Raw genomic sequence first — 25,260 nt, 5'->3', positions numbered from 1 at the left:
ACGGTTGTCCAAACGGATGACAGCCTAGAAGACTTAATGCAACTTGGGGCCGGGGCCCACGCTCTTCAGAACTGATATCCGTAGTGCTGGAAAATCAGCTTTTGATCATCAGTTAATTCTGCCTTTTTAGCTGATGGCTGCAATACAATGCCGTAGTCTGCAATTAGTCCTCTTTCTCTACCCATTCGTGGTTCGAGTGCTTTTGCTGGTTCAATCGCCCATTTTGGTCCTAGAGCATCGGCGGCTTGGTAAACTGAACTGGCGACTACATCTGCCAACTGTAGTCCAGCTACGCTATAGTGCGGGACATATTCAACGAGGCCAAACCTCAATACTTGGTACGCAATCTCGCGTTTATTCAAATAAGTCGATCCTCCAGTAGCCTGTTTTTTCAGCAACTCCCAATAGGCTTTTGTTTGACCGTATGAGTGACCACCTCGGGCGCTGAATATCACCCTTATACATCGTGGCTCACCAAAGCGTTTGGTGCTGTCTTGCAGGCAATAGTCTGTAACTCGCTCCATGAGCAGGCGAACGCAATAATTGTAATACCATTGCTTGCCGCCTCGCTTGGCTGCGCGAGAATTATTATGGCCCCGCATATTTTTTTTGTTTGAGGCGACGGAAAAGAACCTGCATGGGTACTCGGCTAGTAATTCGCACGCTCGCCTTCTTTTGGTAGGAGAAAGGTCTCGATAATGTAATGCAGGACCTTGGACAGCGTTGATATTCTTCCTAATGTCCCTGACCCATTCAACGGTGTCTGCTTCAAAGTCCGCGCGGATTAAAAGTCCTCCGATGCAAAGCCATTCACTCCCACCGTTTTCGTCTATCGGTTTAACCCGTTTAAGTCCGTCGTCTCCTGCTTCATCGATATATAGCACATAGTTGTAAGATTCTGAGGAGTTGGGCATGGATTAAACGACCACCTGACGCGAAGGAGAGTCAACATTACAACTCTTAGGTGCTGCTAGCCAGCTTCGGAAAGTACGATATTTCAAGTTTTCTAATTTTGTTCATCCAAAACAAAAGACCCACGCAAATGCGTGGGCCTTTCAGAACCGTCAGTTTGAGCTGAATTAGAAGCCCAGACCTTCGTATTTCTTTTTGAACTTGGAAACGCGACCACCCTGGTCCATCAGGCGGGACGAGCCGCCGTTCCATGCCGGGTGTGCTGTCGGGTCGATTTCCAGCGACATTGTATCGCCTTCTTTGCCCCAGACCGAACGTGTTTCGAAAGTGGAACCATCTGTCATTTTGACAGTGATTGTGTGGTAATCGGGGTGGATGTCTTTTTTCATCTCGCCGGTTCCTTACGCTTCGGCGCCTTTGGGCGCTTTGTAGTTGGTGACCTCGGCGATACGCGCGGACTTACCACGACGCGAACGCAGATAGTACAGCTTGGCGCGGCGTACACGGCCACGGCGGACAACTTCGATCGACTCGATGTTTGTCGAGAACAGCGGGAACACACGTTCCACGCCTTCACCGAAGGAAATCTTGCGAACGGTGAACGAACCGGCAATGCCTTTGCCGTTCTTGCGGCTGATGCAGACGCCTTCGTAGTTCTGCACACGAGTACGCGTACCTTCGGTCACCTTATAGCCTACGCGAATGGTGTCGCCGGCTTTGAAATCGGGAATGGTTTTCCCGAGGGAAGCAATTTGTTCTGCTTCCAGCTGTGCGATCAGATCCATCTGACCTTCTCCTATTTTGCTTGCGGTTTGTTCCGCAAAGGTGTGCGCGTCCTCAGAGCTCTTGGTCTTCATCCGGGTCCCTATCGTGGTTCGCACAATAAGCCCGCCAGAGGTCAGGTCGTCGTTCTTTAGTCAGCCTTTCGGCCATAGCCCGTTGCCACTTGGCGATATTCGCGTGATGTCCTGACAGAAGAACGTCAGGGATCGCGCGGCCATTCCAGACGGCGGGTTTGGTATACTGGGGATGTTCCAGCAATCCGTGCGAGAAGGATTCTTCTTCGATGGATGCCTGATTCCCAAGCACGCGCGGTATAAGTCGAACCGTCGCGTCAATCAAGGCCTGTGCTGCCAGCTCTCCTCCGGTCAGGACAAAGTCGCCCAAAGACACCTCGACCACGTTGTAATGATCCATCACACGCTGGTCCAAACCTTCGAACCGGCCACAGATCAGCGTCATGCCCGGCCCTTCGCTGAGCATGCGTGCCATGGACTGATCAAACCGGCGGCCACGGGGCGACAGATAGATCAGCGGCGCACCCGGTGCGATGCGCTGGCGGGCGTCTTCGATGGCGGCGCCCATGATGTCAGGGCGCAGCACCATACCCGCGCCACCGCCTGCGGGTGTGTCATCGACGTTGCGGTGTTTGCCTTCGCCGAATTCGCGCAAGGGCACGGTTTCCAGCTGCCACAGCCCGTCTTTCAGGGCGCGGCCAGTCAGGGATTCGCCAAGGATGCCGGGGAAGGCCTCGGGCATCAGGGTGATCACCTGCGCCTTCCAGACATTGTGCAGGTCAGCGCGCTCGGCCATCAGGTCGCGGGGTTTCAGGCTGACTGAAATGCTTTTGCGCCCAAGTGAGCGGGAAGGGTTGGACATGGGGCCACCTGACTGCGGTTAAGGGTGTTTGCGCCGTTCTCTAGCGTCCTTGGCCTGCGAAGGCAAAAGGCAACCGTCAGAGATCAGATCATATAGTCGCTGACCACAGGTTTCCGCATCAGCCCGCCGTCTGCAATATCCCACGCGCTGCGTGGTAGGGGCGCGCGGCCCGCGTATTCGGTGAACGCCGATTTGGGCATGGGCCATTCGGGTTGATCCAGAATGGCCGCCACATCTGCCAGCGCCTGATGGAAATCCTTGGCAGCCTCCAGAACGGCCTCGGGCGGATCAAGGGCAAGGTCGTGGCGCTGATACATCGACTCGTTCCATTGCCGGATCACCTGATGAACACCGTCCAGATAGACGCGATCCCTTGTTTCGGCGGCATAGACCAACGTTGATTGTGCAGCGATCTGCGCCAGAAACAACGCGACCGAGGCGCGGTCGCAATCGGGTTGTAGGGCACACCACAGGGCAGCGTCGCGTTGGGTTTTATCGTCTGGGTCGTGGTCTTCGATCACTCTGTGCCAAAGGTCGGGATCGGGGTGCGCCATGGCGGCAAGATCGTCGATCAGGGACAAAGGCGACAGGTTCACCGTTTGTGTCCGCCACAGCGTCCAGCTGGCGGAAAACGCGTCGCGTTGCTGTTCGTATTGCGCCCGCTGCCGCGCCAAAGCGGCGATCTGGTCGCGGATTTCCAGAACACGCGACGGATCGCGGAACATCTGCGCCAAAGCGCCAGCCTCTTCTGGCGAGGCACGCAGCAGCTTTTCCAGCACAAAGATATCGGTGACCTGATCGGGGGTCATATGGGCCGTCGTCGGCGCGTGCCACGTATCGGCAATCAGGCGCACAACGCGGGTGATCGCGCTGTCGCGGCTTTCGGGTTCTTTGCCAAACACCGCGTGGGTGCTGATGGTGCCGTGGCGCGCAAGGTGCTGATCCACCGCTTGGCGCTGCTCATCCGCGGTCGGCAGAGTGGCCTGCAACGCCCGTCGGGCGCGGCCTGTTAAAAGGGCGACGGGCTGCGGTTCTTCGGGTGTGGTCGTATCACGTTTCCGGTGTTGGGACGAGAAATGGATGGCGATGCCGGCAAGCAGGACAAAGCAGGCGATCAGGCCGAATGCGCCCACCGTTTGCACCAACGTGACGCGTGTCTCCGTTGCCAGTGACAACAGAAAGGCAGCAGGGAATACCGCTATCCCCAGCAAAACACCGCGAATGCACAAACGACGCACCAAGAAACCTCAATAACTTTCAGCCGATTCATACGGGATGATTGTGGCTGAAACGGGTCTTTTGCCGCGGATTTTATGGTTTATTCGTCGTCGAACAGACCATCTGGCGGATCTGCAACAATGCGTCCGGCGGTCAGATCGACGGTCGGAACCGCCGCAAGGGTAAAGGGCAGCAATGTCGTGCCGCTTTTGCCGTCGACCGCGATTTCCAGAATGTCGGACGCGCCGTGGTTCAGCACATTGCGCACCTTGCCGATCAACTGACCGCCCGTGTCATAGACGGACAGGCCGATCAGATCGGCGTGGTAGTATTCGTCGTCGGGCAGGTTCGGCAAGCGATCACGCGGGGCGAACAAGCGCACGCCTTTCAAGGCGTCGGCCTCTTCCTTGGTACGTACGTCGCTAAGGCGGGCGGCAAAGCCCTGTTTGACGCCGCGTGTGATCTGGATGTCAAAGGTCTTGCTGCCGTCTTCGGTTTGCAGCGGCGCATAGTCTTCGATGGCTTCGGGATCGGCGGTATAGCTTTTGATGCGCACTTCGCCGTTCACGCCAAAGGCGCCGCCGATTACCCCTACGCAGATCATGTCGCTCATGGTGTGTCCCTCAGGCCGTGTTGAGTTTCAAATAGCGCGGGTTCAGGGGCAAGGGCAATGGTGCGCCTGCCGGCATATCTATTGAAACGCTAAGCATGTGTCGCGCAGACTGAACGCATTGAAGCTGATCTCAATCATTTCGAACGCATTACAGGATCGATATTTCCAATGAAACTTACACTGGACTGGAACTGCGTAATCGAAGTCGAGGAACAGCGCAGTCAGGCATTCGCGGTTATGGATTTGATCGATCGCCATCGGAAGGGGCAATTCGAAGTAGCCCTTTTGGCGGCGTCTGCGTCTGAGAACAATAGGTTTAGGCGCCTCCCTGAAAGCGCCGCAATCTTCAACGAACGAGTAGAAGCTTTAGGTTGGGAGGATTTGCCACTCATTTTGGTGCCCGGGATTTTTGGACTGAGCTACTTCGACCGTAGTTTTTTCGTAGATGACGGAGAAAAATTCAAAGACGATATGGCCAAGTTGTGGCTGGCTATAGCGCCGAACGTGAAAAGCGATCCATGTTGCCACCTGCCCACAGGAGTCAACTTAACCGATGAGGCGATACAGTCCAAAGACTTGGCCAAATGGAGAAACGCTTGGTGTGATGTGATTTCCGCGTACTCACATATCCATGCCAAGCGCGACGTCTTCGTCACGCGCAATACCAGCGATTTTCAGAAGAATTCTGAAGCGCTCGGCAAGCTTGGAATGGAGTACATTTTTGAGCCAGCCGATGTGCTGGAAGGTTTGAACGCGATAACTGGAAAAGCGTATGATATATGAGGAGAATTTGACGCTGAGTTGATCCCTCGGTCCGTTCGCCACCGCGCGCGTCGTCGATGCGCGGCCACATCTGAAACCCAATAAAAAACGACGGACCAGTTTCCTGATCCGCCGTTCGAAAGCCTGAAACAGGCAGAAGGGTTTATTCTTCTGCGGCTGCTTCTTCTGCCGGTGCGTTTGCAGCTTCTTCTGCTTCACGCGCCTTTTCAGCTTTTGCTTCTGCACGGTCCTGAGCAGCTTTGCCCGGTGTGCCTTTTTTCGGGTTGTTGCGCTCTTTCTTCTCGGCCAGGTTTGCGGCTTCGAGGAAACGCTGGATGCGGTCAGTTGTCTGAGCGCCTTGGCCCAGCCAGTACTGGATGCGCTCTACGTTCATGACAACGCGACGCTCGTCGTCTTTTGCCAGCAGCGGGTTATATGTGCCGACTTTTTCGATGAAACGGCCGTCGCGGGGCATGCGGCTGTCTGCAACAACGATTGCGTAGTGGGGGCGCTTTTTGGAACCGCCGCGGGCGAGACGAATTTTTGTAGCCATTGGTTTTCTCCTTTGAATGGCGAAGTTCAGGCGATGGGGCTGTGGCCCATCAAGATTGGTGTTTCTGGTGGTGCTGGATGACTTCCTGAATGATGAAGTTCAGGAAAGCCTTAGCGAATTCAGGGTCGAGATCGGCCTGATCCGCCAAATCTTCGAGCCGCGCGATCTGTTTTTCTTCGCGCGCGGGATCGGAAGGAGGGAGCGCGTGCTCTGCTTTCAGCAGGCCCACGGCTTGTGTGTGCTTGAACCGTTCGGCCAGCGTAAAGACAAGGATCGCATCCAGCCGGTCAATGCTGTTGCGGTGTTCTTTCAGCAGTTCGGCCGCGCGGGCGACGTCGTCTTGGGATGTTGTGTCAGACATCAAGGGCGCCTTTCGGGTTCAAGGGTGTCAGGGTCATGCGCATGCGGCGGCCTCTGTGTCAGAGGTGCGGCGGAACGCGCGGTAATCGCGGAAGGGCGCTGGCGTCGACGGATCGGCGACAAAGCCCAAGGTGTTGGCAATCGCGATGGAACGGTCGTTGTCCTGATGGACCATCGCGGTCAGGGTTTTGAAGCCATAGGTCGCCACGGCATCGTCACAGAGCGCCTTTACGGCCTCGCGTGCATAGCCCTGACCTTCGGCCTCTTCGCTCCAGAGTGTCCACGTCATTTCGGGATCACGCAGCAGGTCCATCTGCATCAGGCCGGCGTGGCCGATGGGCGTTCCCGTCGCGCCCTTGCGGCAGATCGCAAAGCGGCCGAAGCCGCGCAGCGTCCAGTGACCGATCATGGCGCAGAACTTGGCTGCTGCATCAGCACAGCTAACAGGACCACCCACGAACTGCGTGCGCGGGCCAGTGGAATAGGCTGTGTAGCCAGCACAATCCTCGGGCCGGAACGGGCGCAGGACCAGACGGTCTGTTGTGATGGTGCGGTCGATCATGCGGCAACCCCTGCGACAGAGGGATGGCGGTAGATCAGGCAGGGATCGCCCAGCAGCGTCGTTTCTTTTTCCAGCGTCGCGCCCATGCGTTCGGCCAAGGCAATAGACCGCGCGTTATCAGGGTGAATCTGGGAAATCAGGCGGTCGAGTTTACGCTCTTTCGCGGCCCAGTCACGGATCGCCATGGCGGCCTCATAGGCAAAGCCTTTGCCTTCGCTGCCGTCGAACATGTGCCAGCCCAGTTCGGGTTCCGGCCACATCACGTGATTGAGCAGACCAACGCGACCAAGGCGGTTGCCCAGTTTATCCAGCACAGTGAAGAAGCCGTAGCCACGCAGGGCCCAGTGACCGATAGAGCCAAGGAAACCACGCCACGCTTCCCATTCGCTGGCCGTTTTGCCCCCAATGAATTTGGTGCGCTCGGACGACATAAAGGCCTTTACCGCGTCGAAATCCGATTCCTCGGGGCCGCGCAGGACCAGGCGTTCGGTTTCCAGTCGGGGCGCGCTCAGCAACATCTGTGTCATGCCAGCACCTCGTCAGGGCCAGGGTGACGCCACAGCTGGTCTTCGCCCATGTGGACGTTGTGGTAGGTGCGTTCGTATTTCGCGCCCAGACGTGTGGCCAAGGCCTGCGACCGGTCGTTCGAGGCTAGGATGTTCGACGTCAGGGTTTTCAGGCCCAGTTCCTCATAGGCCCAGCGGCGCACGCGAATGGCGGCCTCGTAGGCGATGCCCTTGCCTTCGAAGGCCTCGTAGACGACCCAGCCGATTTCCGGTTCGGGCCAGCCTTCGGGGTTCCAGATACCGCAGATGCCACAGGGGCGGCCGGTCTCTTTGTCTTCGACGGTCATGTAGCCGTAGCCGTGGATGTGCCAGTGCCCGATGTTGCAGGCAAACCAGCGCCAGCTTTGGTCGCGTGTGTAGACCTCGCCAAAACCCGGTGCGCGCACGGGGTCGGCGTGAAATTCGGCGAAGGCGTCGAAATCATCCATGTGAAAGGACCGGATGATCAGGCGATCTGTTTCAAGGCGCGGTGCGGGTGTCAGGCTCATTGCAGGACCCCCAGTGTGTGGCGATAGACGACGGTGTCGTCTGGGGTTTCGCCTTTGGGCAGCGCGGCCTTGGGATCATGCGATGCGCCAAGACGGGTCGCCAGCGCGATAGAACGTTCGTTCGACGGATCGATGTAGCTGACCAAGGTCTCGAAACCCTGATCCTTGGCCCAACCCAGAACCGCCTGTGCGGCCTCGGATGCATAGCCCTTGCCTTCGGCATGTTCCAACAGGGTCCAGCCGATTTCGGCCTCGGGGAAATGCGGGGGCTTCAGGATGCCGATCTGACCAAGGAATTCGCCGTCCTTGGTATCGATGCCCCAAGCGCCGTGACCCATCAGGTCCCACATGCCGATTTCGGATGCGATCCAGCGCCATGCTTCTTTGCGCGGAATAGGCCCACCCATATAGGCCGCGCGGTCTGTCTCGAACAAATCGCAAAGCGCGTCGAGATCAGCCATCACATGGCCACGGAGCGTCAGGCGCTCTGTATGAAGGGTGGGGGCGGGCATCGAGGCTTACTTCTTTTTGCCCAGACCGGACAGACCAGAGGGAAGACCCATGCCGCCGGGCATACCGGGCAGGCCGCCGGGCATCTTGGCGCCCATCTGTTTGGCCGCCGCTTCCAGCGCTTTGGGGTCCATTTGCGACGGGTCCATGCCAGCGGGCATACCGCCCTTGCCGAACATGCCGCGCATGGCCTGTTTCAGCATGCCGCCTTTGCCCATTTTGCCCATCTTCTTCATCATGTCCGCCATCTGGCGCTGCATTTTCAGAAGCTTGTTCAGGTCGGACACTTCCATACCGGCACCGGCCGCGATGCGTTTCTTGCGGCTGGCCTGCAAAAGCTGCGGGTTTGCGCGCTCTTTCTTGGTCATGGAGTTGATCAGGGCGATCTGCTGTTTCAGGATGCGGTCATCGATGCCCGCGCCTTCCATCTGCTTGGCCATTTTGCCCATGCCAGGCATCATGGACATCATGCCTTCCATGCCGCCCATTTTCATCATCTGGTCCAGCTGCATGCGCAGGTCGTTCATGTTGAACTGACCCTTCTGGAAGCGCTTCATCATGCGCTCGGCTTGTTCGGCCTCAAGGGTCTGCTGCGCCTTTTCAACCAGCGCAACAATGTCACCCATGCCAAGGATGCGGCCCGCGACACGGTCGGGTTCAAAGGTTTCCAGCGCGTCCATTTTTTCGCCGAGACCGACGAACTTGATGGGCTTGCCGGTGACCGCACGCATGGACAGCGCCGCACCACCGCGACCGTCACCGTCCATACGGGTCAGGACAACGCCGGTGATACCGATACGGTCGTCAAAGTTCTGGGCGGTGTTGACGGCGTCCTGACCTGTCAGGCCGTCGACAACAAGGATCGTTTCACGCGGGTTCGCAACATCGCGCACCGCTTCGACCTGTGCCATCAGCTCTTCGTCGATGGACAAACGACCAGCGGTATCAAGCATGTAAACGTCATAGCCGCCAAGGCCCGCTTGGGTTTTGGCACGCTTGGCAATGGCAACGGGGTCTTCGCCCTTGACGATCGGAAGCGTATCAACGCCGATCTGCTTACCAAGGATTTCCAGCTGTTCCATCGCCGCAGGACGGTTGACGTCAAGCGAGGCCATCAGAACCTTTTTGCCGTCACGTTCCTTCAGGCGTTTCGCCAGCTTGGCGGTGGTTGTCGTTTTACCGCCACCCTGCAGACCGACCATCAGGATCGGGGCAGGCGGGCTGTCGACGCGCAGTTGGCCGGGTTCACCTTCACCGGCGAGCGTTGCGATCAGTTCGTCATGGACGATCTTGACCACCTGCTGACCGGGCGTGATCGATTTGGTCACGGCAGCGCCTGTGGCCTTTTTCTCGACCGATTTGATGAACTGGCGTGCGACAGGAAGCGATACGTCAGCCTCAAGCAGGGCAACGCGCACTTCGCGCAGGGCTGTTTTGACGTCGTCTTCGGACAGGGCGCCCTGTTTCGTCAGGCGGTCAAAGACGCCACCAAGACGTTCGGAAAGATTTTCAAACATGTCCGCGGCCTCCTATGCCGGTCTTGTCTGTTGTCCCCGAAAGGTGGGGGCGGGCGTCTTGTTTCGCAAATCCCAATCGACCAAACGACGAGCGCCCCCGTGGGCGCAACGCGCTGACGGAGGGCGATCCCGGGCGAGGCCCATGGGACCGGAAGCTTTGGCACTTCCGGAAAGTTAGGTCGCGGTTAGTCTGAATATGGCTCAGAGTCAAGGGAAGCGGTCAAATGCGCGCCCTTTGGAAGTGCATCGCATCCGCACCCCACAGCCGGATTGCAGGCAGCCATTCGTGGGCTTCCATGATATCAAGGAAGTCCTTGTAATCAGTGCCGCAAAACAAAGCCTGTGGGCAACGGGTGCGCAGACCATTGGGTTCGGCATAGAAATCAATCGCGCAGCCAAAGGCATGCATCGACCATTTGGACCCGCCGCGCATTTTGCGATGGGTGTACGCACCGGCGTAGCGGTCGATTCCCAGCTCTCGCATCGCGTCAGAGCCATAGTGCGCTTCGACTGCGGTCAATGCGGCAAGCAGTTGTTCGGACGCTTTGCGATGCACCGTGATCTTGCGGGTCTTCTGGCGCAGGTTCCAATCAATCCGCAGATCAAAAGGCACCTCAATCGTGACCAGTTGGCTTTTGATGTCGTCTCCTGGATTGCCGTAATATGTCGACACATCGTTCTGATGGGGGATGTTCCCGTTTCCTGCGGTTGGATTGGCGACTGGGTGACGCGTGACGACTTCGGACTGGCCATTTGTGGTCTCGAACAGAAACGCATTCAGCGCCTCGGTCGTGAACACGCCGTTCCACCCGTCGATCAAACCGGCATCATGGCCAAGTTGGTTCAGGCAGGCCTGAGCGCAGGCCGTATGGCGCCGCGCAGTTGTCGTGGTGGTTGGGTCAAAGGTGTAATCGGCCAAGTGCCGAGCCTCGACCGCCAAAATCGCAGATTCGGTTTTGGGACCAAAGATGCCGTCGATCCCACCGACATAATCACCGGTCGCAGCAAGTAACATTTGTAGATGACGCAATTCCATTGCCAGAATTCCTTTCAAAAAATGCAGAACAGAAAAGTTCAAATAAAACTGGGTTGTTTGAATTTGGGTATCTTATCACGAAAACGGAATTTTTCGAAGAAAGTTTCCCAACGTCCTATATGGACAATCGTTCATTCACCTCACAGAGTGCCCGAAATCGCAACGGGAGGAGCAAGGATGGACATCGCAAAACTTGAACAGTTCAACCTGACATATCTGAAGGTCACCGGCACCGAAGACGGCGTTGTCCGTGTGGTTCTGTCCCGTCCGGAAAAGCGGAATGCCTTGAACGCGGACACTATCGAAGAACTGATCGAAGTCTTCTCGAAACTTCCGCGCATGGGCGCGCGCGCAGTTGTTCTGGCGGCCGAGGGCGATCATTTCTGCGCCGGTCTTGATCTGGTGGAACACCACACAGAAGAACGGCGCCCTGAAGATTTCATGCACGTCTGCCTGCGCTGGCACGAGGCGTTCAACAAAATGGAATACGGCGGCGTTCCGGTGATCGCGGCGCTGAAAGGCGCTGTTGTCGGTGGCGGTCTGGAGCTGGCCTCATCGGCTCATGTGCGCGTGGCGGATCAGTCCACCTACTTTGCCCTGCCAGAAGGACAACGCGGCCTGTTCACAGGCGGTGGTGCCACCATCCGCGTGGCCGATCTGGTTGGCAAGGCGCGGATGATCGACATGATGCTGACGGGCCGTGTCTATAAGCAACAGGAAGCAGTTGATGTGGGCCTGTGCCAGTATCTGATCGATGGCGACACCGACGCCAAGGCGATGGAACTGGCGCGAAAAGCGGCCCAAAACCCGCCGCTGTCCAACTTTGCGATCTGTTCGGCGATCAGCCACATGCAGAACATGTCGGCTCTGGATGCGGCCTATGCGGAATCCGTGGTCGCCGGCATTGTGAACACACAAGAAGCCAGCCGCGACCGCCTTGAAGCCTTCGCCAACAAAACCGCCGCGCGGGTGCGTCCGGACTAGAAACGCTAACCACGCTACGCTGGATTATCTGGTCATTTCTTGAACCAGCTCGCCGATCACTTCGACCCTGTTGGTCCAGATGTAACCGTAAAAGCCCTCGGGAACGCGGGCCAGAGTTTCTGCGTCGTCGATGCCCGTCGTAAACCCGCTGCCGTCCCATGGTCCTAAAAGGATCACGTCTGTTCCCTGTGCCTTCAGTCTATTGGTAAAGCGGTGCGGCCAACCCCAAACAAAGCGGGCATGGCTGATCGGCACGGGCAGAATGGTGTTTCGGCAAGCCTGCGGCACGTAACCGGACCAGCCGAACGCCATGTAGCGTTTGAGGCAATCCATCACCGATTTTTTGTCAAAGCCACGTAGCGTAGGCATGCCTGCCTGTGCAGCGCGGGTCGGCTCTTGCCCGCCATAGGCACCCCAGACTGCGGCGCGCGCCTCTGGATCTGCCAGCATAGCCGCCAGATGCGTGCCCTCTTCTGTGCGACGGCTTTTGAAATTCACAAAGACCGGACCGGGAAGGTCAGCTGCAATTACGTCGGTGAGCGTGGGCATCAGGCCCACACCCGTGCCACGAAAGGGAAACGTTTCACCGTCGGCGGTAAACCCATAGCCGATGTCCAGCGCCCTGAGTTCCGCCATGGGCGTTTCTTCGGTCACGCCCACCCCGTTGGTCTGGCATTCAAGCCGCCAGTCGTGGAAAACGGCGAACTGGCCATCTGGTGTCAGGTGTACATCGATCTCGACCACCTCTGCGCCTGCTTCGAAAGCCGCGCGCATGGACGGGACCGTGTTTTCAATATGGGTGTGGGTGAAATATGCGATCTGTGCGGCGCGGCAGGTGTTGGCATCGCGCCCTTCGCCACGGTCAACCTGATGCACACCGCGATGCGCGATCAGTCTGGGTGCAACGTCAGACCTGGCCGAGAACATCGACGTGTTGCCCGCCCAAACAGCCAGTGCACAAATCCCTAAACCAATAATATATCGCATAAAGTCCCTGCCAATCACGGCCAGTTTTGGCCCATCGGCAGGGACGCGCAAGCGTCAGGTCAGGCTCAGGCGGCAATCCGCTCGATATCTGCTTTGGCTTTGGCCATTGTGCCTTCAGCATCCAGTGCCAGTTTGTCAGCGGTGACAAACTCCACGTCGGTCAGGCCGATAAAGCCCAGAACGTGTTTCAGGAAACCGGTCGCGAAGTCGTAGTTCGAACCGGCCTCTGTACCGCCCGATGCCACGACAACGATTGTGCGTTTGCCGGTCAGCAGGCCAACGGGGCCTTCTTCGGTATAGCGGAAGGTGACGCCAGCACGGGCAACAAGGTCGATCCAAGCCTTCAGGCCCGCGGGGACACCGAAGTTATAGATGGGCGCGCCGATGACGATGGTATCGGCTTGCTGGATTTCCTCGATCAGTGTGTCGGACAGTTCCAGCGCCTTGTTTTGTTCGTCGTTGCGGTCGGTGATGGGGGTGAAGTTGGCGGAAATCCATGCCTCGTTCACGTGGGGCAGTGGATTTGCCAGATCGCGGGCGATCACATGGTCCGGTGTCAGTTTTTCGATGATCTGATCCGTCAGTTGGCGGGAAACCGATCCGTCGCGGCGGGCGGAGGCATCGATGCGAAGCAATGTGTGTGTCATTTCATGTGTCCTTGATGGATTTTGCTGTCTTTCCTAGAAATGGCCCTTGCAAAAATACACGCAACTTCCACATTTACACAGGTTATGTGAATCAAAGCACAGGTAAGGTGATGGACAATTGGGATGAGATCAGAACCGCCTTTCAGGTGGCGCGTCTGGGAACGGTCAGCGGCGCGGCGGATGTTCTGGGGGTCCACCATGCGACTGTGATCCGGCATATCGACGCGCTCGAGACGCGCTTGGGCGTAAAACTGTTCCAGCGTCATGCCCGTGGCTATACCGCGACCGAGGCGGGCGAAGACCTGCTGCGTGTAGCGCAAGCCACCGATGACCAGTTCAATCAGCTTGTCGGGCGCATAAAAGGCCGTGGGGCGAGTGTGTCGGGTGAGCTTTTGGTGACATCCCTGATCAACTTTGCCCCCGCGATTGTGCCTGCGTTGAAATCCTTCCGTGACGCCTATCCCGATGTCATCGTGCGCTACCTGACCGACGACCGTGTGTTCCGTCTGGAGTACGGCGAGGCGCATGTGGCGCTTCGGGCTGGCGGGCGCCCCAATGAACCCGACAACGTGGTGCAGGAATTCAAACATGTGTCGATCGGGCTGTATGCGGCGCAAAGCTATGTCGACAAATACGGTCAGCCCGCGTCCCCAGAGGAACTGAAGACGCATCAGTTCGTCAGCCATGAAAACGCAGAAAGCCGTGCGCCGTTCTATGCGTGGCTGCGCGCCAATGTGCCCGCCGAACAGATTGTGTTCCGCAGCAGCGACCAGCGCGTGCTGGAAGAAGCTGTGATCGAGGGCGCCGGCATCGGGTTTATGTCGGTGCGCGAGGCAACAAGCAGACCCGACATGGTTGAAATCCTGCCGCCTCTGGAAGACTGGCGCGTGCCCTTGTGGCTGGTGACGCACGTTGACCTGCACCGCACGGCCAAGGTTCAGGCGTTCCTGAAGCATCTGAAAGAATACACTGCCGAACTGATCAGCTGATCAGTCGGCGTCGGTCTGCGGGCTGATCTCGGATTCAAGAAACCGTTCGAACGCGTCTAGATTGACGGGTTCGAACTGACCAAAGCCCTGCATCCAGACGCTCGCGTCGCGCAGGGCGTTGGGTTCAAGCTGACACCATTTTACCCGCCCGCGCTTTTCCTGAGAAATCAGTCCCGCCTGCGCCAGAATGGTCAGGTGTTTGGAAACCGCCGCCAGCGACATATCAAAAGGTTCGGCCACGTCCGTGACCGCCATATCGTCCTCAAGCAGCATCGACAGGATGCGGCGGCGGGTGGGGTCGGCCAGTGCGGCAAAGACAAGGTCCAGATCGGTGGTCATAAAGGCCATAAGCGCCCTTGTGCGGGAAAGGTCAACCACAAGGTTGAATATAGAAAATACCCCCGAAACAGCCATTTGCCCCCCTGCGACATAGTGTTTTTCGACTCTGTCTTCGAAAATAGTTCATATAATACAGTGCCTTGCAGGATCGGTCATCGCGCTTGACTCAGACGCGTAGGAACCCTAGCAACGGGGCAAATTCCGATTGGGGCATTTTGCGTGACCGACAACGATCCAAAACGGCAGCTCGAAGATCTCGAAGCCAGGATCGAAGCCTACAAAAAGGCCAAGGAACCGCCTAAACGCCATCAGGATAAATCCTATTCCCAAGCCGATCTGGCATGGCGGATGGTGATCGAATTAGTTGCCGGTCTGTTGATCGGCTTCGGCATGGGATGGGGGCTGGATAGCCTCTTTGGGACCAAACCCATTTTCCTGGTGCTGTTCACATTGCTGGGGTTCGTCGCGGGCGTGAAGACAATGCTCCGTTCGGCGCAAGAGCTCCAAGAGAAGAAACTGGCTGAAACGGCCAGAATGGATGAGAGGGAAGGCGATGGCGACTGAATCGCACGGCGCAGACGAAGGTGGTCTGGTATTCCACCCGATGGATCAGTTCATCGTAAAACCGCTGATGGGGGATGGCCCTGTTAGCATGTTCACGGTGACAAACTCGACACTTTGGATGATCATCACAGTTCTTTGTGTGATCGGCCTGATGGTTGTCGGTAGCTCGCGTCGCGCGATTATCCCCAGCCGCGTACAGTCGATCGCGGAACTGGCCTACGGCTTCATCTACAAGATGGTTGAAGACGTCACAGGCAAAGACGGCGTCAAGTACTTCCCGTACATCATGACCCTGTTCATCTTCATCGTGTTCGCGAACTTCTTGGGCCTGCTGCCCCGCGCGTTCACACCCACATCCCACATCGCGGTGACCGCGGTTCTGGCGATGCTGGTCTTCGTAGCAGTTACTGTTCTGGGTTTTGTCAAAAACGGCGCAGGTTTCCTGAGCCTGTTCTGGGTCAGCTCGGCCCCGCTGGCACTGCGCCCCGTTCTGGCGCTGATCGAAGTGATTTCCTACTTCGTTCGCCCCGTCAGCCACTCGATCCGTCTTGCTGGTAACATGATGGCGGGTCACGCGGTTATCAAAGTTTTCGCAGCGTTCGCACCGATGGTGCTGATTTCGACAGGCATCGGCCTTGTCGTGACACCGCTGTCGATCCTCGCAATCACTGCGATGTACGGTCTTGAGATCCTCGTAGCCTTCATTCAGGCCTACGTGTTCACGATCCTGACCTGCGTCTACCTGAAAGACGCGCTGCATCCGCATCACTAATGCTGGGGCGTGCGGGGCACCTCGCGCGCATCCAACTGAACCAATCGAACTAATTCCATCGTAAGGAGAGAAGACATGGAAGGCGATATCGTACAAATGGGCGCATTCATCGGCGCGGGTCTGGCATGCATGGGCATGGGCGGCGCGGCTGTTGGTGTGGGCAACGTTGCAGGCAACTACCTGGCCGGCGCTCTGCGCAACCCCTCCGCTGCTGCTTCGCAGACAGCTACACTGTTCATCGGCATCGCGTTTGCGGAAGCTCTGGGGATCTTCTCGTTCCTCGTTGCTCTGCTGCTGATGTTCGCCGTCTAAGCATCTCCGACCGATCCTTACGCGCGGGCGATACCGGACACCGGCATCGCCCGTAGTAAACGAATAGGTCCGACGGAGAGGACGACGACATGGCGACTGAAACACAAGACGCTGCAGGTGCGGCTCAAGCTCCGGGTATGCCCCAGCTTGATTTTTCTACCTTCGGCAACCAGATCTTCTGGCTTCTGGTCACGCTGGTCGTGATCTACTTTGTCCTGTCGCGCGTCGCGCTGCCGCGTATTGCGGCGGTTCTTGCGGAACGTCAGGGCACAATCACTAACGACATTGCCAAGGCAGAAGACCTGAAAGCTCAGGCTGCTGATGCCGAAGCTGCCTATGAAAAGGCGCTGGCAGATGCCCGTTTCGAGGCGCAAGCCATCGCACAGGCAACTCGTGATGATATCAAGGCACAGGGCCAAGCCGCACAGGCCGAAGCCGACGCCAAGATCGCTGCGAAAGCGGCTGAGTCTGAAAAGGCCATCGCTGAAATCCGCGCCTCTGCAATGGAGAACGTGGAAGTGGTCGCCAAAGACACAGCAGAAGCGCTGGTATCGGCGCTGGGTGGTTCGGCAAGCAAAGCCGACATCGACGCTGCGGTCACAAACCGGTTGAAAGGGTAACGACATGCGTAAGACACTTGCCGTTGCATCTGTAGCTATGATGGGCGCGACACCCGCGCTCGCTGCTTCGGGACCTTTCTTTTCGCTGCGCAACACTGACTTTGTTGTTCTGATCTCGTTCCTGCTGTTCCTCGGCGTTCTGGTATACTTCAAAGTACCCGGGATGCTGGGCAAACTGCTGGATCAGCGCGCTGCAGGTATCAAAAAGGATCTGGACGAGGCACGCGCCCTGCGTGAAGAAGCCCAGAACCTTCTGGCCTCCTACGAGCGTAAGCAGCAGGAAGTCAAAGAACAGGCAGAGCGTATTGTTGCACAGGCCAAGGTTGACGCCGAAGCCACAGCAGCACAGGCGAAAGCCGATCTTGAAACATCTGTTGCACGCCGTCTGGCTGCAGCCGAAGATCAGATCGCATCCGCCGAAGCAAGCGCTGTCAAAGAAGTTCGCAACGCTGCGATCACCGTTGCTGTAAAAGCTGCCGAAGATATCGTCAGCAAGAACACAGCGGCGAAAGATCAGGCGAAACTGATCGACGACGCAATCGCGACAGTCGGTTCGAAACTGCACTAAGCAGTCTTCGACAGGATCAAAAAGAAACCCGGCCTAGTGCCGGGTTTTTTGTTTTGTGGATGTTCGTAAACCAGCCTGAACAAACGTGGTTTCACGCCCCGCCTATCTGGGCATCGGGTTTCTTGCTTTGTTATAGGCCAGCCAGTCCGTGATCTCGGGGTAGAACTTTTGCCGCCATGCGCGAACCTGCGGGTTCATCATCTTTTTCCACACGGGCGGGATCATCGCCGCGATTGTCATGACCGGATAGCTGTAGGGCAACTTTGGGGCCTCGACCGTGTCATAGGTCTGCAAAAGCGGGAAGCGGCGGTCGGGTTTGTAGTGGTGGTCCGAATGGCGTTGCAGATTGATCAGCAGCCAGTTGGACGCCAGATAGGGCGCGTTCCACGAATGTTGGGGTTTGACGTGTTCGTATTTGCCGTCCCCCAGATGTTTCCGCGTCAGGCCGTAGTGTTCGACGTAATTCACCAATTCAAGCTGCCAGACGGCCACGAACGCTTGGAACAGGAAAAGGCCGACACCGAACCAGCCGGCGATTGCAAAGGACGCACCCAGCATGATCGCTTGCAGGCCCCAGTAATAGAAGAACGGGTTTTTATGGTGCGTCCACGGCAGGTTCTTGCGCGCCAGCATCGCGCGTTCGGCTTTGAAGGCCGAGGCATAGCATTGCACCAGCACACGGGGGAAAAAGCGGTGGAAGCCTTCGTTGTATCGCGCAGTCACCGGATCGCGCGGTGTGCCGACATAGCGGTGATGCACCAGCAGGTGTTCAGAGCGGAAGTGCGAATAAAGGACCATCGCCAGAAGCAGATCGCTGAGACGACGCTCCAAGGCCGGTTTCTGGTGCATCAACTCGTGCGAATAGTTGATGCCAATGGTTCCCGTAAGGACGCCCACGCCGAAGAACACGCCAAATGTTTCGCCCGTGGTCAGATGATCGGTGCGGGTGACGTACCACAGCAGGCCGAACAGCGTCAGAACCTGCAAAGGCACCCAGATCATAGTGATCAGCTTGTACCAGAACAGCTTGGACTCATCCGTCAAAGGATCGGGATTTTCATTGTTCTGGCCCAGCACCAGATCAAGCACGCTGAACAGATACCACGTCACCAAAGGCGGCAGGGCTAGCCACCAGCCGCCTTGCGTGGCAGCAAGCCAGACCAATGGGATCAGCCCAAGCGAAATCCAGAACGGAAGCGCGCTGAGGAAACCGAAATTGCGGGCGACGGGGGGAATGGATTGATCAGCCATGACCGGACCTTCAAACAACCATGTTGACCCGATTCTAGCAGGTTCGGCGGCAATGTCTGCACCTGTGGATAAAATGCTGACGAAACGTCAGGCGATGCCGTTAAGTTTTGCCTTTAGCAACAAGATCGTAGGCCTTGCGCATCACCGTGGGCAGGTTCGAACGATCAAAGTCATCGGCCTCAATGAACATACCCGTGGACGGTTCGCGATCCAGCGGCACTAAAGCTGTCTTTACCGTTAAGCGCAGGTGGAAATGCGTGAAGGTGTGGCGCGCTTCTTCGTTCAGGGTCTTCCATTCGGCACGGATGGGCGCAGCCTCTGACGGGTCATCGCCCCAGTCCGATCCCGGCCAGCCCAGCATACCACCCAGCAACCCGCTGTCGGGGCGCTGTTCCAACAACCACGCTCCGTCGATCCGGCGGGCAAGGTACACAATGCCGTGCCGCGTCGGTTTGCGTTTCTTGGGTGCTTTCTTGGGCAGTTCGGCCGCGGTGCCGTTTTCCCAAGCCGCGCAGGATTTGCGCCACGGGCACAACCCGCAGGCCGGATTGCGGGGCGTACAGATCGTTGCGCCCAGATCCATAACGGCCTGCGCATAATCACCGGGGCGTTCGTCGGGCGTCAGGTCGCGGGCAAATTCCGTCAGGATCGGCTTGGCGTTGGGCAGGGGCGTGTGTTCATCATAAAGCCGCGCCATGACGCGTTCGACGTTGCCATCCACCACGGTCTCGGGCCGATCAAACGCGATCGAGGACACCGCCGCCGCCGTGTAGGGACCAACGCCGGGCAAGGTCAGAAGCGTATCGTGATCATCGGGGAACTTGCCGTCATAGTCGTTCGCCACGGCCCGTGCACATTTCAGCAGGTTGCGCGCACGCGCGTAGTATCCAAGCCCCGCCCATTCGGCCATCACATCGGCATCCTCGGCATTGGCAAGGTCGGTGACTGTCGGCCAGCGCTGGGTGAACGCCTCGAAATAGCTTTTGACGGCAGCAACGGTGGTCTGTTGCAGCATGATTTCCGACATCCAGACCCGATAGGGATCGGGCACGACGCCTGCCTTGCGATCATGAGGCGGCACGCGCCACGGCATCGACCGCGCATGGCGGTCATACCATTCCAGAAGGGCGCTGCTATCGGCGCGTTCACGCATAACTGACAAGCCTTTGAACGAAGGACAAAGAATGCGGGTTGGTTGCCCGCCGCTGGACCACTACAATAGCGTCAGAGCAGAGGATTCAACCCATGGCGAACAACAGTCCGCGCAGACGCAAAGTGACGCTGGCCAGCAGCCTGATGCAGGCGCAGATTCGTAAGGTTTCCGAAAGCCGTGGATTTGCCCAGACACGTGTGTTGACCCATTGGCCCGAAATCGCGGGCGAGGATATGGCCGCAATCAGCCGCCCCGTCGATGTCAGCTATGCGCGCAATGGTATGGGCGCGACGCTGACGTTGCTGACCACAGGCGCGAATGCCCCGCTGCTTGAAATGCAGAAGGAAAAGCTGCGCGAACGGGTGAATGCGATCTACGGCTACAACGCCATCGCACGTATCCGTGTGACGCAAACCGCTGCGACAGGATTTTCCGAGGGCCGTGTTTCGTTCCAGCACCGCGCCCCGAAAGAGCCACCTGCGCCAGTGCCCGATGAGGCCACGCGCGCCAAAGCCCAAGCCGCCGCCATGGGTGTCACTAACGACGATTTGCGGGCAGCGCTTGAAAGGTTGGCCACGAACGTTTTATCCAGAACACAACAACAGGGCTAAGCCCTGCTTCTATGAAAGAGGTTTGACTATGAAACGCATCTTCCCGATCGCCCTATTGACGGCGGGTTTGGTCCTGGGCGGTGGTTTTCTGCTGACGCAGGGCGGCGGCACGAACACAGCTCAATACGCGGTGCCGGGCGCGGCCATGGCACAAGAGGCCAATGCCGAGACGAAAGAAATCGTGGAAATGGTGCTGGGCGCCGAAGATGCGCCGGTCGAGATCATCGAATACGCTTCCTACACTTGTCCACATTGCGCGAACTTCCACACCAACGTGTTCGGTGACATCAAAAAGAACTACATCGAAACCGGCAAGGTTAAGTTCGTGTACCGCGAAGTGTACTTTGACAAATACGGCATCTGGGCTTCGCTGGTTGCGCGCTGCGGTGGCGAAGAGAAATTCTTTGGTATCACCGACCTGATCTATAAGGGTCAGAAAGAATGGGCCCGTGCAGGTAGCGACGGCGCGATTGCGGATGAGCTGCGCAAAATCGGTAAGCTGGCAGGTATTGGGCAGGACGAGGTCGAAGCCTGTCTGACAGACGCCAACTACATTCGATCGTTGGTGGAATGGTATCAGGCGAACGCCGAGCGCGATAACATCCAGTCGACGCCGTCCTTCCTGATCGACGGCGAACCCTATTCCAACATGAGCTATGCCGAGTTTGCAGAAACTCTGGACGAAAAGATCGCTGCCAAAGAATGAGCGTTTCGGCACCGAAGGGCCCGCTTGAAGGGCTGAAGGTTATCGAACTGGCACGCATTCTGGCCGGCCCCTGGGCCGGTCAGACGCTGTCGGATCTGGGCGCGGAAGTGATCAAGGTCGAGGCTCCGCGCGGCGACGACACGCGCCGCTGGGGCCCTCCGTTCATTGAACACGACGGCCAGACCTCGGCGGCGTATTTCCATTCGTGTAATCGCGGCAAAACCTCGGTCACGGTTGATCTGTCGTCCGAGGAAGGTCAGGAGCACATGCGCGAACTGGTGCGTGATGCCGATATCCTGATCGAGAACTTCAAGGTGGGCGGTCTGGCCAAATACGGCATGGACTATGACAGCCTGAGCAAGGTCAATCCGCGCCTGATCTATTGTTCGATCACCGGTTTCGGTCAGGACGGCCCCTATGCCCATCGCGCGGGCTACGACTATATCATTCAGGGCATGTGCGGTTTGATGTCGATCACCGGAGAACCCGACGGTCAGCCACAGCGCGCGGGCGTCGCGACCACCGATATTTTCACGGGTATCTACTCGGTCACAGCCATTCTGGCGGCGGTGCATCAGCGCAGTCGCACAGGGCGTGGTCAGCACATTGATATGTCGCTGTTGGATACCGGTGTGAGCGTCACGGCCAATCAGGCGCTGAACTATCTGGCGACGGGCACGCCGCCGGTGCGGACGGGCAATTATCACCCCAATCTGACACCCTATCAGGTGTTCGATTGCGCGGATGGCCACATCATTATCGCCACAGGCAACGATCCCCAGTACCAGCGTCTGTGCCGTTTGCTGGGTTTGGATGACATGGCCGAAGCGCCTGAGTTTCTAACCAATCAGGACCGGATTGCGAACCGCGAAGCGATGACCGAGCGGTTGAACGGTGCGACCCTGCAGATGAGCAAGGCCGAGTTGTTGGCCGCTTGTGAGGAACAGGGCGTTCCCGCCGGTCCGATCAACGACATGGCCGAAGTCTTTTCCGATCCGCAGGTTCAGGCGAGGGGCATGCAGATTTCGCCTGATGGTGTGCCCGGTGTCCGGTCACCGTTCAAGTTTTCGGATGCGGAACTGGTGCTGGATCACGCGTCGCCGAAACTGGACAACTCCTGATCCGATTGTGCGGCTGCGCCGCGCAGGTTTATCTCGTCCTTAGGCCGTTGGCCTGCGTCCTCGGGTGGGTGCCCTTGGACGCAGGTTTTGGCGTTACTGGGACGGGGTGCTTTCCAGCCCTTCGGGCTGGCCGACCACCACAAAGTGCAGCTCATCCGTCAGCAGCAGTCGTTTGGCGACGCGTTTGATGTCATCCATCGTAACAGCGTCGACGCGGTCATTGCGGCTGGTGATGTATTCAGGTGTCAGGCCCATGAACTGCATGCCGACCATGATGTCGGCAATCGCCGCGTTGCTGTCAAAGCGCAGCGGGTAGGCACCTGTCAGGTAGGTCTTCGCCTCTTCCAGCGCTTCCTCGGATATGCCGTTTTCCGCGACCTCGGCCCATTCTGCCTTGATGACGTCAATGGCTTCGGCGATGCGGTCGTTGGCGGATGCCACACGGCCCATCATCAGATCGGCGTGGCGTTTGTTCAGGATGTAGGAATAGATGCCGTAGGTTAGGCCACGCTTTTCGCGCACTTCCGTCATCAGGCGCGATTCAAAGCCGCCGCCGCCGAACGCGTGATTCAGGACAAAGGCCGGAAAGAAATCCGGATCGTCGCGCGGAATGCCACGATGTCCGAAAAGCGCCACGGACTGTGGCACGTCAAAGGGAACAACGGTGATGCCTGCTGTTGTCGTGATATCAACGTCTTGGGGCAGGGGAAGGCCGGTTTCCGGCAGGTCTGCAAGCAGCGCATCGATCAGTTTGGACAGTTCTTCGGCCGTGATGTCGCCTGCGGCCCCGATGTAGATGCGGTCTTTGGCGATGGTGGCTTTGTGCGCTGCGATCAGGTCATCGCGGGTCAGGGCCGTGACGCTGTCTTCTGTGCCGTCGATCATCGTGGCGTAGGGGTGGTCGCCATAGAGTTTGGCCGAAGCCGTTTCGCGGGCGATGGTGTCGGGGTCCGTGGCGTCTGATCGGATTGACGAGATCACCTGCGCCCGGACGCGGTCGATGGCGTCTTGGTCAAAGCGCGGGTTGATCAGGCTTTCGCGCAAAAGCGCCATCGCCTCGGTCTGGTTTTCGGTCAGGAAACGGGCCGAGACAGAGATGCTGTCATCGCTGACGTCATAGCCGAAGGAGGCAGCAAGCGCCTCTTGTGCTTGGGCAAAACCGCGTGCGTCCAGATCGCCAGAGCCTTCTTCCAGCAGGCCGACCATCAGGTTGGTCACGCCGCGCTTTCCTTCAGGATCAAGAGATGCGCCGCCTTCGAACCGCAGTTCGAGCGAAACGAAGGGAATGGTGGGTTCTTCGACCAGCCACGCCTGAAAACCGGCCTCGGTGGTGATTTCCTGAATGTCCACGTCGGCCACGGCAACGACGGGCAGCAAACAAGTTGCGATGCCGGCCAGCGCGCCTGTGAGGGTGCGGGTGATCAGATGTTTCATTGCGTCACCTCTGTGTCGGACATCAGCCAGCCGGTGACGGATGCATCACGGTTGAATACCTCGCGCGCGGCGGCAAGGATGTCTTCTTCGGTTGTGGCCTGAAGGATGTCGGGCCATGCCTGAACGTCTTCCACAGTCAGACCAGCCGTCAGGGAAGAGCCATAGCGGCGTGCGATGCCTTCGATGTTGTCCAGCGCGTAGATCTGCTGGGCTTTCAGCTGGAACTTGATGCGTTCCAGTTGTTCGTCGTCGATGCCTTCTTCAAGAAACTCGGCAACCGCCTGATCAAGCGCATCTTCGGCCTCTTGCAGGGTTACACCTTCGGACGGAACGATGATCAGGCCAAAGGACGTGTCGTCATAGGACAGACCACGATAGAACGCGCCGGCATAAACGGCGGTCTGCGTGTCGAACTGAAGCTTTTTGCTAAGGACCGATGTCTGGCCACCGCCCAGAACCTCGGACAGCAGCGACAGCGCGGCGGCCTTTTCCTGCGCACCCGGGTCACGTTCCGGCGCAAGGTACGAGCGGATCACATAAGGTTGCGCCACTCGGGGGTCTTTGAACTGTAGGCGACGTTCGGCTGTTTGTGGCGGTTCCTGCGGACGGATGCGTTCGCCAAGTTCGGGGTTGGCGGGGATGGGGCCAAAGTACTTTTCGGCCAGTGCACGCACATCTTCGGGCAGCACGTCGCCCGCGACGATCAGGATCGCGTTGTTGGGGGCATAGAACTTTTCGTAATAGGCCAGCGCCTGTTGCAGGTTCAGCGTCTCCATCTCGTGGCGCCAGCCGATGATCGGGGTGCCGTAGGGATGGTTCAGATACAATGCCGCGTTGCGCTGTTCGCCGAACAACGCGCCGGGATCGTTTTCGGTGCGCGTGTTGCGTTCTTCGATGATGACATCGCGTTCCGTCAGGATGTCTGCCTCGTCCAGCTGCAGGTTGACCATGCGGTCCGCCTCCATCTTCATGACAAGCTCTAGGCGGTCTGCAGCGATGCGCTGGTAATAGCCGGTGTAATCGTAGCTGGTGAAGGCGTTGTCTGTGCCGCCGTTTGCCGCGACGGTTTTCGAAAACTCGCCGGGTGCCAGCGTTTCAGTGCCTTTGAACAGCAGGTGTTCCAGAAAATGCGCGACGCCAGACGATCCGGGTGGTTCGTCGGCGGAACCAGCTTTGTACCACACCATGTTGGTGACGACGGGCGCGCGGTGATCTTCGATCACGACCACATCCATTCCGTTGTCCAAGGTGAAGGTCGTTACGTAGTCGTCGATGGTTTGGGCATGGGCAGGCAGGGCCCATGTGACCAAGGCAACGCAAGCGGTGGCCAGTCTACGCATCATTGTTCTCCCTGAAGTCCTTTAAACAAAGAAATTACGGCGGCTGCCCGAGACTTCAAGCAACGTTACTGATTTGTATGATTTCCGGATGGCATGACTGCCAATA

General features: G+C 57.9%; 32 protein-coding genes. 11 read left to right on the top strand and 21 right to left on the bottom strand.

Going from position 1 to position 25,260, the window contains the following annotated elements; all coding sequences use genetic code 11:
- Positions 1–65 precede the first annotated feature (65 nt).
- The 6 genes from AC4FIA_RS01795 to rimM form a co-directional block, all read right to left on the bottom strand.
- Positions 66–914: a DUF3800 domain-containing protein gene (locus tag AC4FIA_RS01795; RefSeq protein ID WP_490364472.1), complete on the bottom strand. Its 849-nt coding sequence runs from the start codon at positions 912–914 to the stop codon at positions 66–68.
- A gap of 165 nt (positions 915–1,079) precedes the next feature.
- Positions 1,080–1,301, bottom strand: coding sequence for a 50S ribosomal protein L31 (rpmE, locus tag AC4FIA_RS01790; protein ID WP_103909279.1), 222 nt, complete (start codon positions 1,299–1,301; stop codon positions 1,080–1,082).
- Between the two features lie 12 nt (positions 1,302–1,313).
- Entirely contained in the window at positions 1,314–1,697 is a 384-nt protein-coding gene (gene rplS, locus AC4FIA_RS01785) for a 50S ribosomal protein L19 (RefSeq protein ID WP_490364471.1), read from the bottom strand.
- Positions 1,698–1,749: 52 nt separating this feature from the next.
- Positions 1,750–2,571, bottom strand: a complete 822-nt coding sequence (trmD, locus tag AC4FIA_RS01780; protein ID WP_490364470.1) for a tRNA (guanosine(37)-N1)-methyltransferase TrmD — start codon at positions 2,569–2,571, stop codon at positions 1,750–1,752.
- An 83-nt stretch (positions 2,572–2,654) separates the two neighbouring features.
- A complete protein-coding gene (locus tag AC4FIA_RS01775; RefSeq protein ID WP_490364469.1) occupies positions 2,655–3,812 on the bottom strand; it encodes a hypothetical protein in 1,158 nt (385 codons plus the stop codon).
- 77 nt (positions 3,813–3,889) lie between these two features.
- Complete coding sequence (gene rimM / locus AC4FIA_RS01770) at positions 3,890–4,402, bottom strand: ribosome maturation factor RimM (RefSeq protein ID WP_287473772.1); 513 nt, start codon at positions 4,400–4,402, stop codon at positions 3,890–3,892.
- Between the two features lie 168 nt (positions 4,403–4,570).
- Between rimM and AC4FIA_RS01765 the strand changes: the two genes are divergently transcribed.
- Positions 4,571–5,185 (top strand): hypothetical protein, encoded by a 615-nt coding sequence (locus AC4FIA_RS01765; protein WP_490364468.1) that lies wholly within the window; start codon positions 4,571–4,573, stop codon positions 5,183–5,185.
- Positions 5,186–5,327: 142 nt separating this feature from the next.
- On the opposite strand, the gene rpsP is transcribed toward AC4FIA_RS01765, so the two are convergent.
- From rpsP to AC4FIA_RS01725, 8 genes are all read right to left on the bottom strand, one after another.
- Complete coding sequence (gene rpsP, locus AC4FIA_RS01760; RefSeq protein WP_103909275.1) at positions 5,328–5,717, bottom strand: 30S ribosomal protein S16; 390 nt, start codon at positions 5,715–5,717, stop codon at positions 5,328–5,330.
- A gap of 49 nt (positions 5,718–5,766) precedes the next feature.
- Positions 5,767–6,078 (bottom strand): chorismate mutase, encoded by a 312-nt coding sequence (locus AC4FIA_RS01755; protein ID WP_103909274.1) that lies wholly within the window; start codon positions 6,076–6,078, stop codon positions 5,767–5,769.
- A 33-nt stretch (positions 6,079–6,111) separates the two neighbouring features.
- Positions 6,112–6,639 carry a GNAT family N-acetyltransferase gene (locus tag AC4FIA_RS01750; RefSeq protein WP_490364467.1) on the bottom strand — a complete coding sequence of 176 codons (528 nt, stop codon included), beginning with the start codon at positions 6,637–6,639 and terminating at the stop codon, positions 6,112–6,114.
- On the bottom strand, positions 6,636–7,166 hold the full coding sequence (locus AC4FIA_RS01745) for a GNAT family N-acetyltransferase (protein ID WP_490364466.1): 531 nt from the start codon (positions 7,164–7,166) through the stop codon (positions 6,636–6,638). Before AC4FIA_RS01745 ends, AC4FIA_RS01750 begins: the two co-directional genes overlap by 4 nt.
- On the bottom strand, positions 7,163–7,693 hold the full coding sequence (locus AC4FIA_RS01740) for a GNAT family N-acetyltransferase (protein ID WP_488049385.1): 531 nt from the start codon (positions 7,691–7,693) through the stop codon (positions 7,163–7,165). Before AC4FIA_RS01740 ends, AC4FIA_RS01745 begins: the two co-directional genes overlap by 4 nt.
- Positions 7,690–8,205 (bottom strand): GNAT family N-acetyltransferase, encoded by a 516-nt coding sequence (locus AC4FIA_RS01735; RefSeq protein ID WP_490364465.1) that lies wholly within the window; start codon positions 8,203–8,205, stop codon positions 7,690–7,692. The genes AC4FIA_RS01740 and AC4FIA_RS01735 overlap by 4 nt, the downstream gene beginning before the upstream one ends.
- A 6-nt stretch (positions 8,206–8,211) precedes the next feature.
- Positions 8,212–9,720, bottom strand: a complete 1,509-nt coding sequence (gene ffh, locus AC4FIA_RS01730; protein ID WP_488049387.1) for a signal recognition particle protein — start codon at positions 9,718–9,720, stop codon at positions 8,212–8,214.
- Positions 9,721–9,940: 220 nt separating this feature from the next.
- The gene (locus AC4FIA_RS01725) at positions 9,941–10,756 is read right to left on the bottom strand and encodes a M15 family metallopeptidase (protein WP_490364464.1); all 816 of its coding nucleotides are present in this window, start codon (positions 10,754–10,756) and stop codon (positions 9,941–9,943) included.
- Between the two features lie 177 nt (positions 10,757–10,933).
- Here AC4FIA_RS01725 and AC4FIA_RS01720 point away from each other — a divergent pair, with 177 nt between their 5' ends.
- A complete protein-coding gene (locus AC4FIA_RS01720) occupies positions 10,934–11,740 on the top strand; it encodes a crotonase/enoyl-CoA hydratase family protein (RefSeq protein WP_490364463.1) in 807 nt (268 codons plus the stop codon).
- Positions 11,741–11,764: 24 nt separating this feature from the next.
- Here the strand turns inward: AC4FIA_RS01720 and AC4FIA_RS01715 are convergent, their stop codons facing one another.
- A complete protein-coding gene (locus AC4FIA_RS01715) occupies positions 11,765–12,727 on the bottom strand; it encodes a glycerophosphodiester phosphodiesterase family protein (RefSeq protein ID WP_490364462.1) in 963 nt (320 codons plus the stop codon).
- A gap of 65 nt (positions 12,728–12,792) precedes the next feature.
- Positions 12,793–13,374: an FMN-dependent NADH-azoreductase gene (locus AC4FIA_RS01710; RefSeq protein WP_490364461.1), complete on the bottom strand. Its 582-nt coding sequence runs from the start codon at positions 13,372–13,374 to the stop codon at positions 12,793–12,795.
- A 110-nt stretch (positions 13,375–13,484) separates the two neighbouring features.
- Between AC4FIA_RS01710 and AC4FIA_RS01705 the strand changes: the two genes are divergently transcribed.
- Positions 13,485–14,363, top strand: a complete 879-nt coding sequence (locus AC4FIA_RS01705) for a LysR family transcriptional regulator (protein WP_490364460.1) — start codon at positions 13,485–13,487, stop codon at positions 14,361–14,363.
- Here AC4FIA_RS01705 and AC4FIA_RS01700 read toward each other — a convergent pair whose 3' ends face one another.
- Entirely contained in the window at positions 14,364–14,702 is a 339-nt protein-coding gene (locus AC4FIA_RS01700; RefSeq protein WP_490364542.1) for an ArsR/SmtB family transcription factor, read from the bottom strand.
- A gap of 219 nt (positions 14,703–14,921) precedes the next feature.
- On the opposite strand from AC4FIA_RS01700, the gene AC4FIA_RS01695 reads away from it, so the two are divergent.
- The 5 genes from AC4FIA_RS01695 to AC4FIA_RS01675 all read left to right on the top strand — a co-directional run bounded on the left by AC4FIA_RS01695 (position 14,922) and on the right by AC4FIA_RS01675 (position 17,538).
- Positions 14,922–15,266, top strand: a complete 345-nt coding sequence (locus AC4FIA_RS01695; protein ID WP_103909266.1) for an AtpZ/AtpI family protein — start codon at positions 14,922–14,924, stop codon at positions 15,264–15,266.
- Positions 15,256–16,038: a F0F1 ATP synthase subunit A gene (locus tag AC4FIA_RS01690; RefSeq protein ID WP_103909265.1), complete on the top strand. Its 783-nt coding sequence runs from the start codon at positions 15,256–15,258 to the stop codon at positions 16,036–16,038. Before AC4FIA_RS01695 ends, AC4FIA_RS01690 begins: the two co-directional genes overlap by 11 nt.
- Before the next feature lie 75 nt (positions 16,039–16,113).
- Positions 16,114–16,350, top strand: a complete 237-nt coding sequence (locus AC4FIA_RS01685; RefSeq protein ID WP_076447653.1) for a F0F1 ATP synthase subunit C — start codon at positions 16,114–16,116, stop codon at positions 16,348–16,350.
- 89 nt (positions 16,351–16,439) lie between these two features.
- On the top strand, positions 16,440–16,970 hold the full coding sequence (locus tag AC4FIA_RS01680) for a F0F1 ATP synthase subunit B' (RefSeq protein ID WP_490364459.1): 531 nt from the start codon (positions 16,440–16,442) through the stop codon (positions 16,968–16,970).
- A gap of 4 nt (positions 16,971–16,974) precedes the next feature.
- On the top strand, positions 16,975–17,538 hold the full coding sequence (locus tag AC4FIA_RS01675) for a F0F1 ATP synthase subunit B (RefSeq protein WP_490364458.1): 564 nt from the start codon (positions 16,975–16,977) through the stop codon (positions 17,536–17,538).
- 102 nt (positions 17,539–17,640) lie between these two features.
- Here the strand turns inward: AC4FIA_RS01675 and AC4FIA_RS01670 are convergent, their stop codons facing one another.
- Both AC4FIA_RS01670 and mutY read right to left on the bottom strand, forming a co-directional pair.
- A complete protein-coding gene (locus AC4FIA_RS01670; RefSeq protein ID WP_490364457.1) occupies positions 17,641–18,789 on the bottom strand; it encodes an alkane 1-monooxygenase in 1,149 nt (382 codons plus the stop codon).
- A gap of 100 nt (positions 18,790–18,889) precedes the next feature.
- Positions 18,890–19,942, bottom strand: a complete 1,053-nt coding sequence (gene mutY / locus AC4FIA_RS01665) for an A/G-specific adenine glycosylase (protein ID WP_490364456.1) — start codon at positions 19,940–19,942, stop codon at positions 18,890–18,892.
- Positions 19,943–20,034: 92 nt separating this feature from the next.
- Here mutY and AC4FIA_RS01660 point away from each other — a divergent pair, with 92 nt between their 5' ends.
- The 3 genes from AC4FIA_RS01660 to AC4FIA_RS01650 are packed head-to-tail and all read left to right on the top strand — an operon-like array spanning position 20,035 to position 22,380.
- Positions 20,035–20,553, top strand: coding sequence for a DUF721 domain-containing protein (locus tag AC4FIA_RS01660; RefSeq protein WP_287473792.1), 519 nt, complete (start codon positions 20,035–20,037; stop codon positions 20,551–20,553).
- Between the two features lie 28 nt (positions 20,554–20,581).
- The gene (locus tag AC4FIA_RS01655; RefSeq protein WP_490364455.1) at positions 20,582–21,259 is read left to right on the top strand and encodes a DsbA family protein; all 678 of its coding nucleotides are present in this window, start codon (positions 20,582–20,584) and stop codon (positions 21,257–21,259) included.
- Entirely contained in the window at positions 21,256–22,380 is a 1,125-nt protein-coding gene (locus tag AC4FIA_RS01650) for a CaiB/BaiF CoA transferase family protein (RefSeq protein WP_490364454.1), read from the top strand. Before AC4FIA_RS01655 ends, AC4FIA_RS01650 begins: the two co-directional genes overlap by 4 nt.
- Before the next feature lie 93 nt (positions 22,381–22,473).
- Here the strand turns inward: AC4FIA_RS01650 and AC4FIA_RS01645 are convergent, their stop codons facing one another.
- Both AC4FIA_RS01645 and AC4FIA_RS01640 read right to left on the bottom strand, forming a co-directional pair.
- The gene (locus AC4FIA_RS01645) at positions 22,474–23,814 is read right to left on the bottom strand and encodes a M16 family metallopeptidase (RefSeq protein WP_490364453.1); all 1,341 of its coding nucleotides are present in this window, start codon (positions 23,812–23,814) and stop codon (positions 22,474–22,476) included.
- Positions 23,811–25,157 (bottom strand): M16 family metallopeptidase, encoded by a 1,347-nt coding sequence (locus AC4FIA_RS01640; RefSeq protein WP_490364452.1) that lies wholly within the window; start codon positions 25,155–25,157, stop codon positions 23,811–23,813. The genes AC4FIA_RS01645 and AC4FIA_RS01640 overlap by 4 nt, the downstream gene beginning before the upstream one ends.
- Positions 25,158–25,260 lie beyond the last annotated feature (103 nt).

This window comes from Thalassococcus sp. (assembly GCF_982780845.1).
This window is presented reverse-complemented; position numbering and strand designations above follow the sequence as displayed.

Bases quoted from the DNA above. Each gene is read 5' to 3' on its own strand.
- AC4FIA_RS01795 (WP_490364472.1), bottom strand. From the start codon at position 914: ATGCCCAACTCCTCAGAATCTTACAACTATGTGCTATATATCGATGAA.
- rpmE (WP_103909279.1), bottom strand. From the start codon at position 1,301: ATGAAAAAAGACATCCACCCCGATTACCACACAATCACTGTCAAAATG.
- rplS (WP_490364471.1), bottom strand. From the start codon at position 1,697: ATGGATCTGATCGCACAGCTGGAAGCAGAACAAATTGCTTCCCTCGGG.
- trmD (WP_490364470.1), bottom strand. From the start codon at position 2,571: ATGTCCAACCCTTCCCGCTCACTTGGGCGCAAAAGCATTTCAGTCAGC.
- rimM (WP_287473772.1), bottom strand. From the start codon at position 4,402: ATGAGCGACATGATCTGCGTAGGGGTAATCGGCGGCGCCTTTGGCGTG.
- AC4FIA_RS01765 (WP_490364468.1), top strand. From the start codon at position 4,571: ATGAAACTTACACTGGACTGGAACTGCGTAATCGAAGTCGAGGAACAG.
- rpsP (WP_103909275.1), bottom strand. From the start codon at position 5,717: ATGGCTACAAAAATTCGTCTCGCCCGCGGCGGTTCCAAAAAGCGCCCC.
- AC4FIA_RS01755 (WP_103909274.1), bottom strand. From the start codon at position 6,078: ATGTCTGACACAACATCCCAAGACGACGTCGCCCGCGCGGCCGAACTG.
- AC4FIA_RS01750 (WP_490364467.1), bottom strand. From the start codon at position 6,639: ATGATCGACCGCACCATCACAACAGACCGTCTGGTCCTGCGCCCGTTC.
- AC4FIA_RS01745 (WP_490364466.1), bottom strand. From the start codon at position 7,166: ATGACACAGATGTTGCTGAGCGCGCCCCGACTGGAAACCGAACGCCTG.
- AC4FIA_RS01740 (WP_488049385.1), bottom strand. From the start codon at position 7,693: ATGAGCCTGACACCCGCACCGCGCCTTGAAACAGATCGCCTGATCATC.
- AC4FIA_RS01735 (WP_490364465.1), bottom strand. From the start codon at position 8,205: ATGCCCGCCCCCACCCTTCATACAGAGCGCCTGACGCTCCGTGGCCAT.
- ffh (WP_488049387.1), bottom strand. From the start codon at position 9,720: ATGTTTGAAAATCTTTCCGAACGTCTTGGTGGCGTCTTTGACCGCCTG.
- AC4FIA_RS01725 (WP_490364464.1), bottom strand. From the start codon at position 10,756: ATGGAATTGCGTCATCTACAAATGTTACTTGCTGCGACCGGTGATTAT.
- AC4FIA_RS01720 (WP_490364463.1), top strand. From the start codon at position 10,934: ATGGACATCGCAAAACTTGAACAGTTCAACCTGACATATCTGAAGGTC.
- AC4FIA_RS01715 (WP_490364462.1), bottom strand. From the start codon at position 12,727: ATGCGATATATTATTGGTTTAGGGATTTGTGCACTGGCTGTTTGGGCG.
- AC4FIA_RS01710 (WP_490364461.1), bottom strand. From the start codon at position 13,374: ATGACACACACATTGCTTCGCATCGATGCCTCCGCCCGCCGCGACGGA.
- AC4FIA_RS01705 (WP_490364460.1), top strand. From the start codon at position 13,485: ATGGACAATTGGGATGAGATCAGAACCGCCTTTCAGGTGGCGCGTCTG.
- AC4FIA_RS01700 (WP_490364542.1), bottom strand. From the start codon at position 14,702: ATGACCACCGATCTGGACCTTGTCTTTGCCGCACTGGCCGACCCCACC.
- AC4FIA_RS01690 (WP_103909265.1), top strand. From the start codon at position 15,256: ATGGCGACTGAATCGCACGGCGCAGACGAAGGTGGTCTGGTATTCCAC.
- AC4FIA_RS01685 (WP_076447653.1), top strand. From the start codon at position 16,114: ATGGAAGGCGATATCGTACAAATGGGCGCATTCATCGGCGCGGGTCTG.
- AC4FIA_RS01680 (WP_490364459.1), top strand. From the start codon at position 16,440: ATGGCGACTGAAACACAAGACGCTGCAGGTGCGGCTCAAGCTCCGGGT.
- AC4FIA_RS01675 (WP_490364458.1), top strand. From the start codon at position 16,975: ATGCGTAAGACACTTGCCGTTGCATCTGTAGCTATGATGGGCGCGACA.
- AC4FIA_RS01670 (WP_490364457.1), bottom strand. From the start codon at position 18,789: ATGGCTGATCAATCCATTCCCCCCGTCGCCCGCAATTTCGGTTTCCTC.
- mutY (WP_490364456.1), bottom strand. From the start codon at position 19,942: ATGCGTGAACGCGCCGATAGCAGCGCCCTTCTGGAATGGTATGACCGC.
- AC4FIA_RS01660 (WP_287473792.1), top strand. From the start codon at position 20,035: ATGGCGAACAACAGTCCGCGCAGACGCAAAGTGACGCTGGCCAGCAGC.
- AC4FIA_RS01655 (WP_490364455.1), top strand. From the start codon at position 20,582: ATGAAACGCATCTTCCCGATCGCCCTATTGACGGCGGGTTTGGTCCTG.
- AC4FIA_RS01650 (WP_490364454.1), top strand. From the start codon at position 21,256: ATGAGCGTTTCGGCACCGAAGGGCCCGCTTGAAGGGCTGAAGGTTATC.
- AC4FIA_RS01645 (WP_490364453.1), bottom strand. From the start codon at position 23,814: ATGAAACATCTGATCACCCGCACCCTCACAGGCGCGCTGGCCGGCATC.
- AC4FIA_RS01640 (WP_490364452.1), bottom strand. From the start codon at position 25,157: ATGATGCGTAGACTGGCCACCGCTTGCGTTGCCTTGGTCACATGGGCC.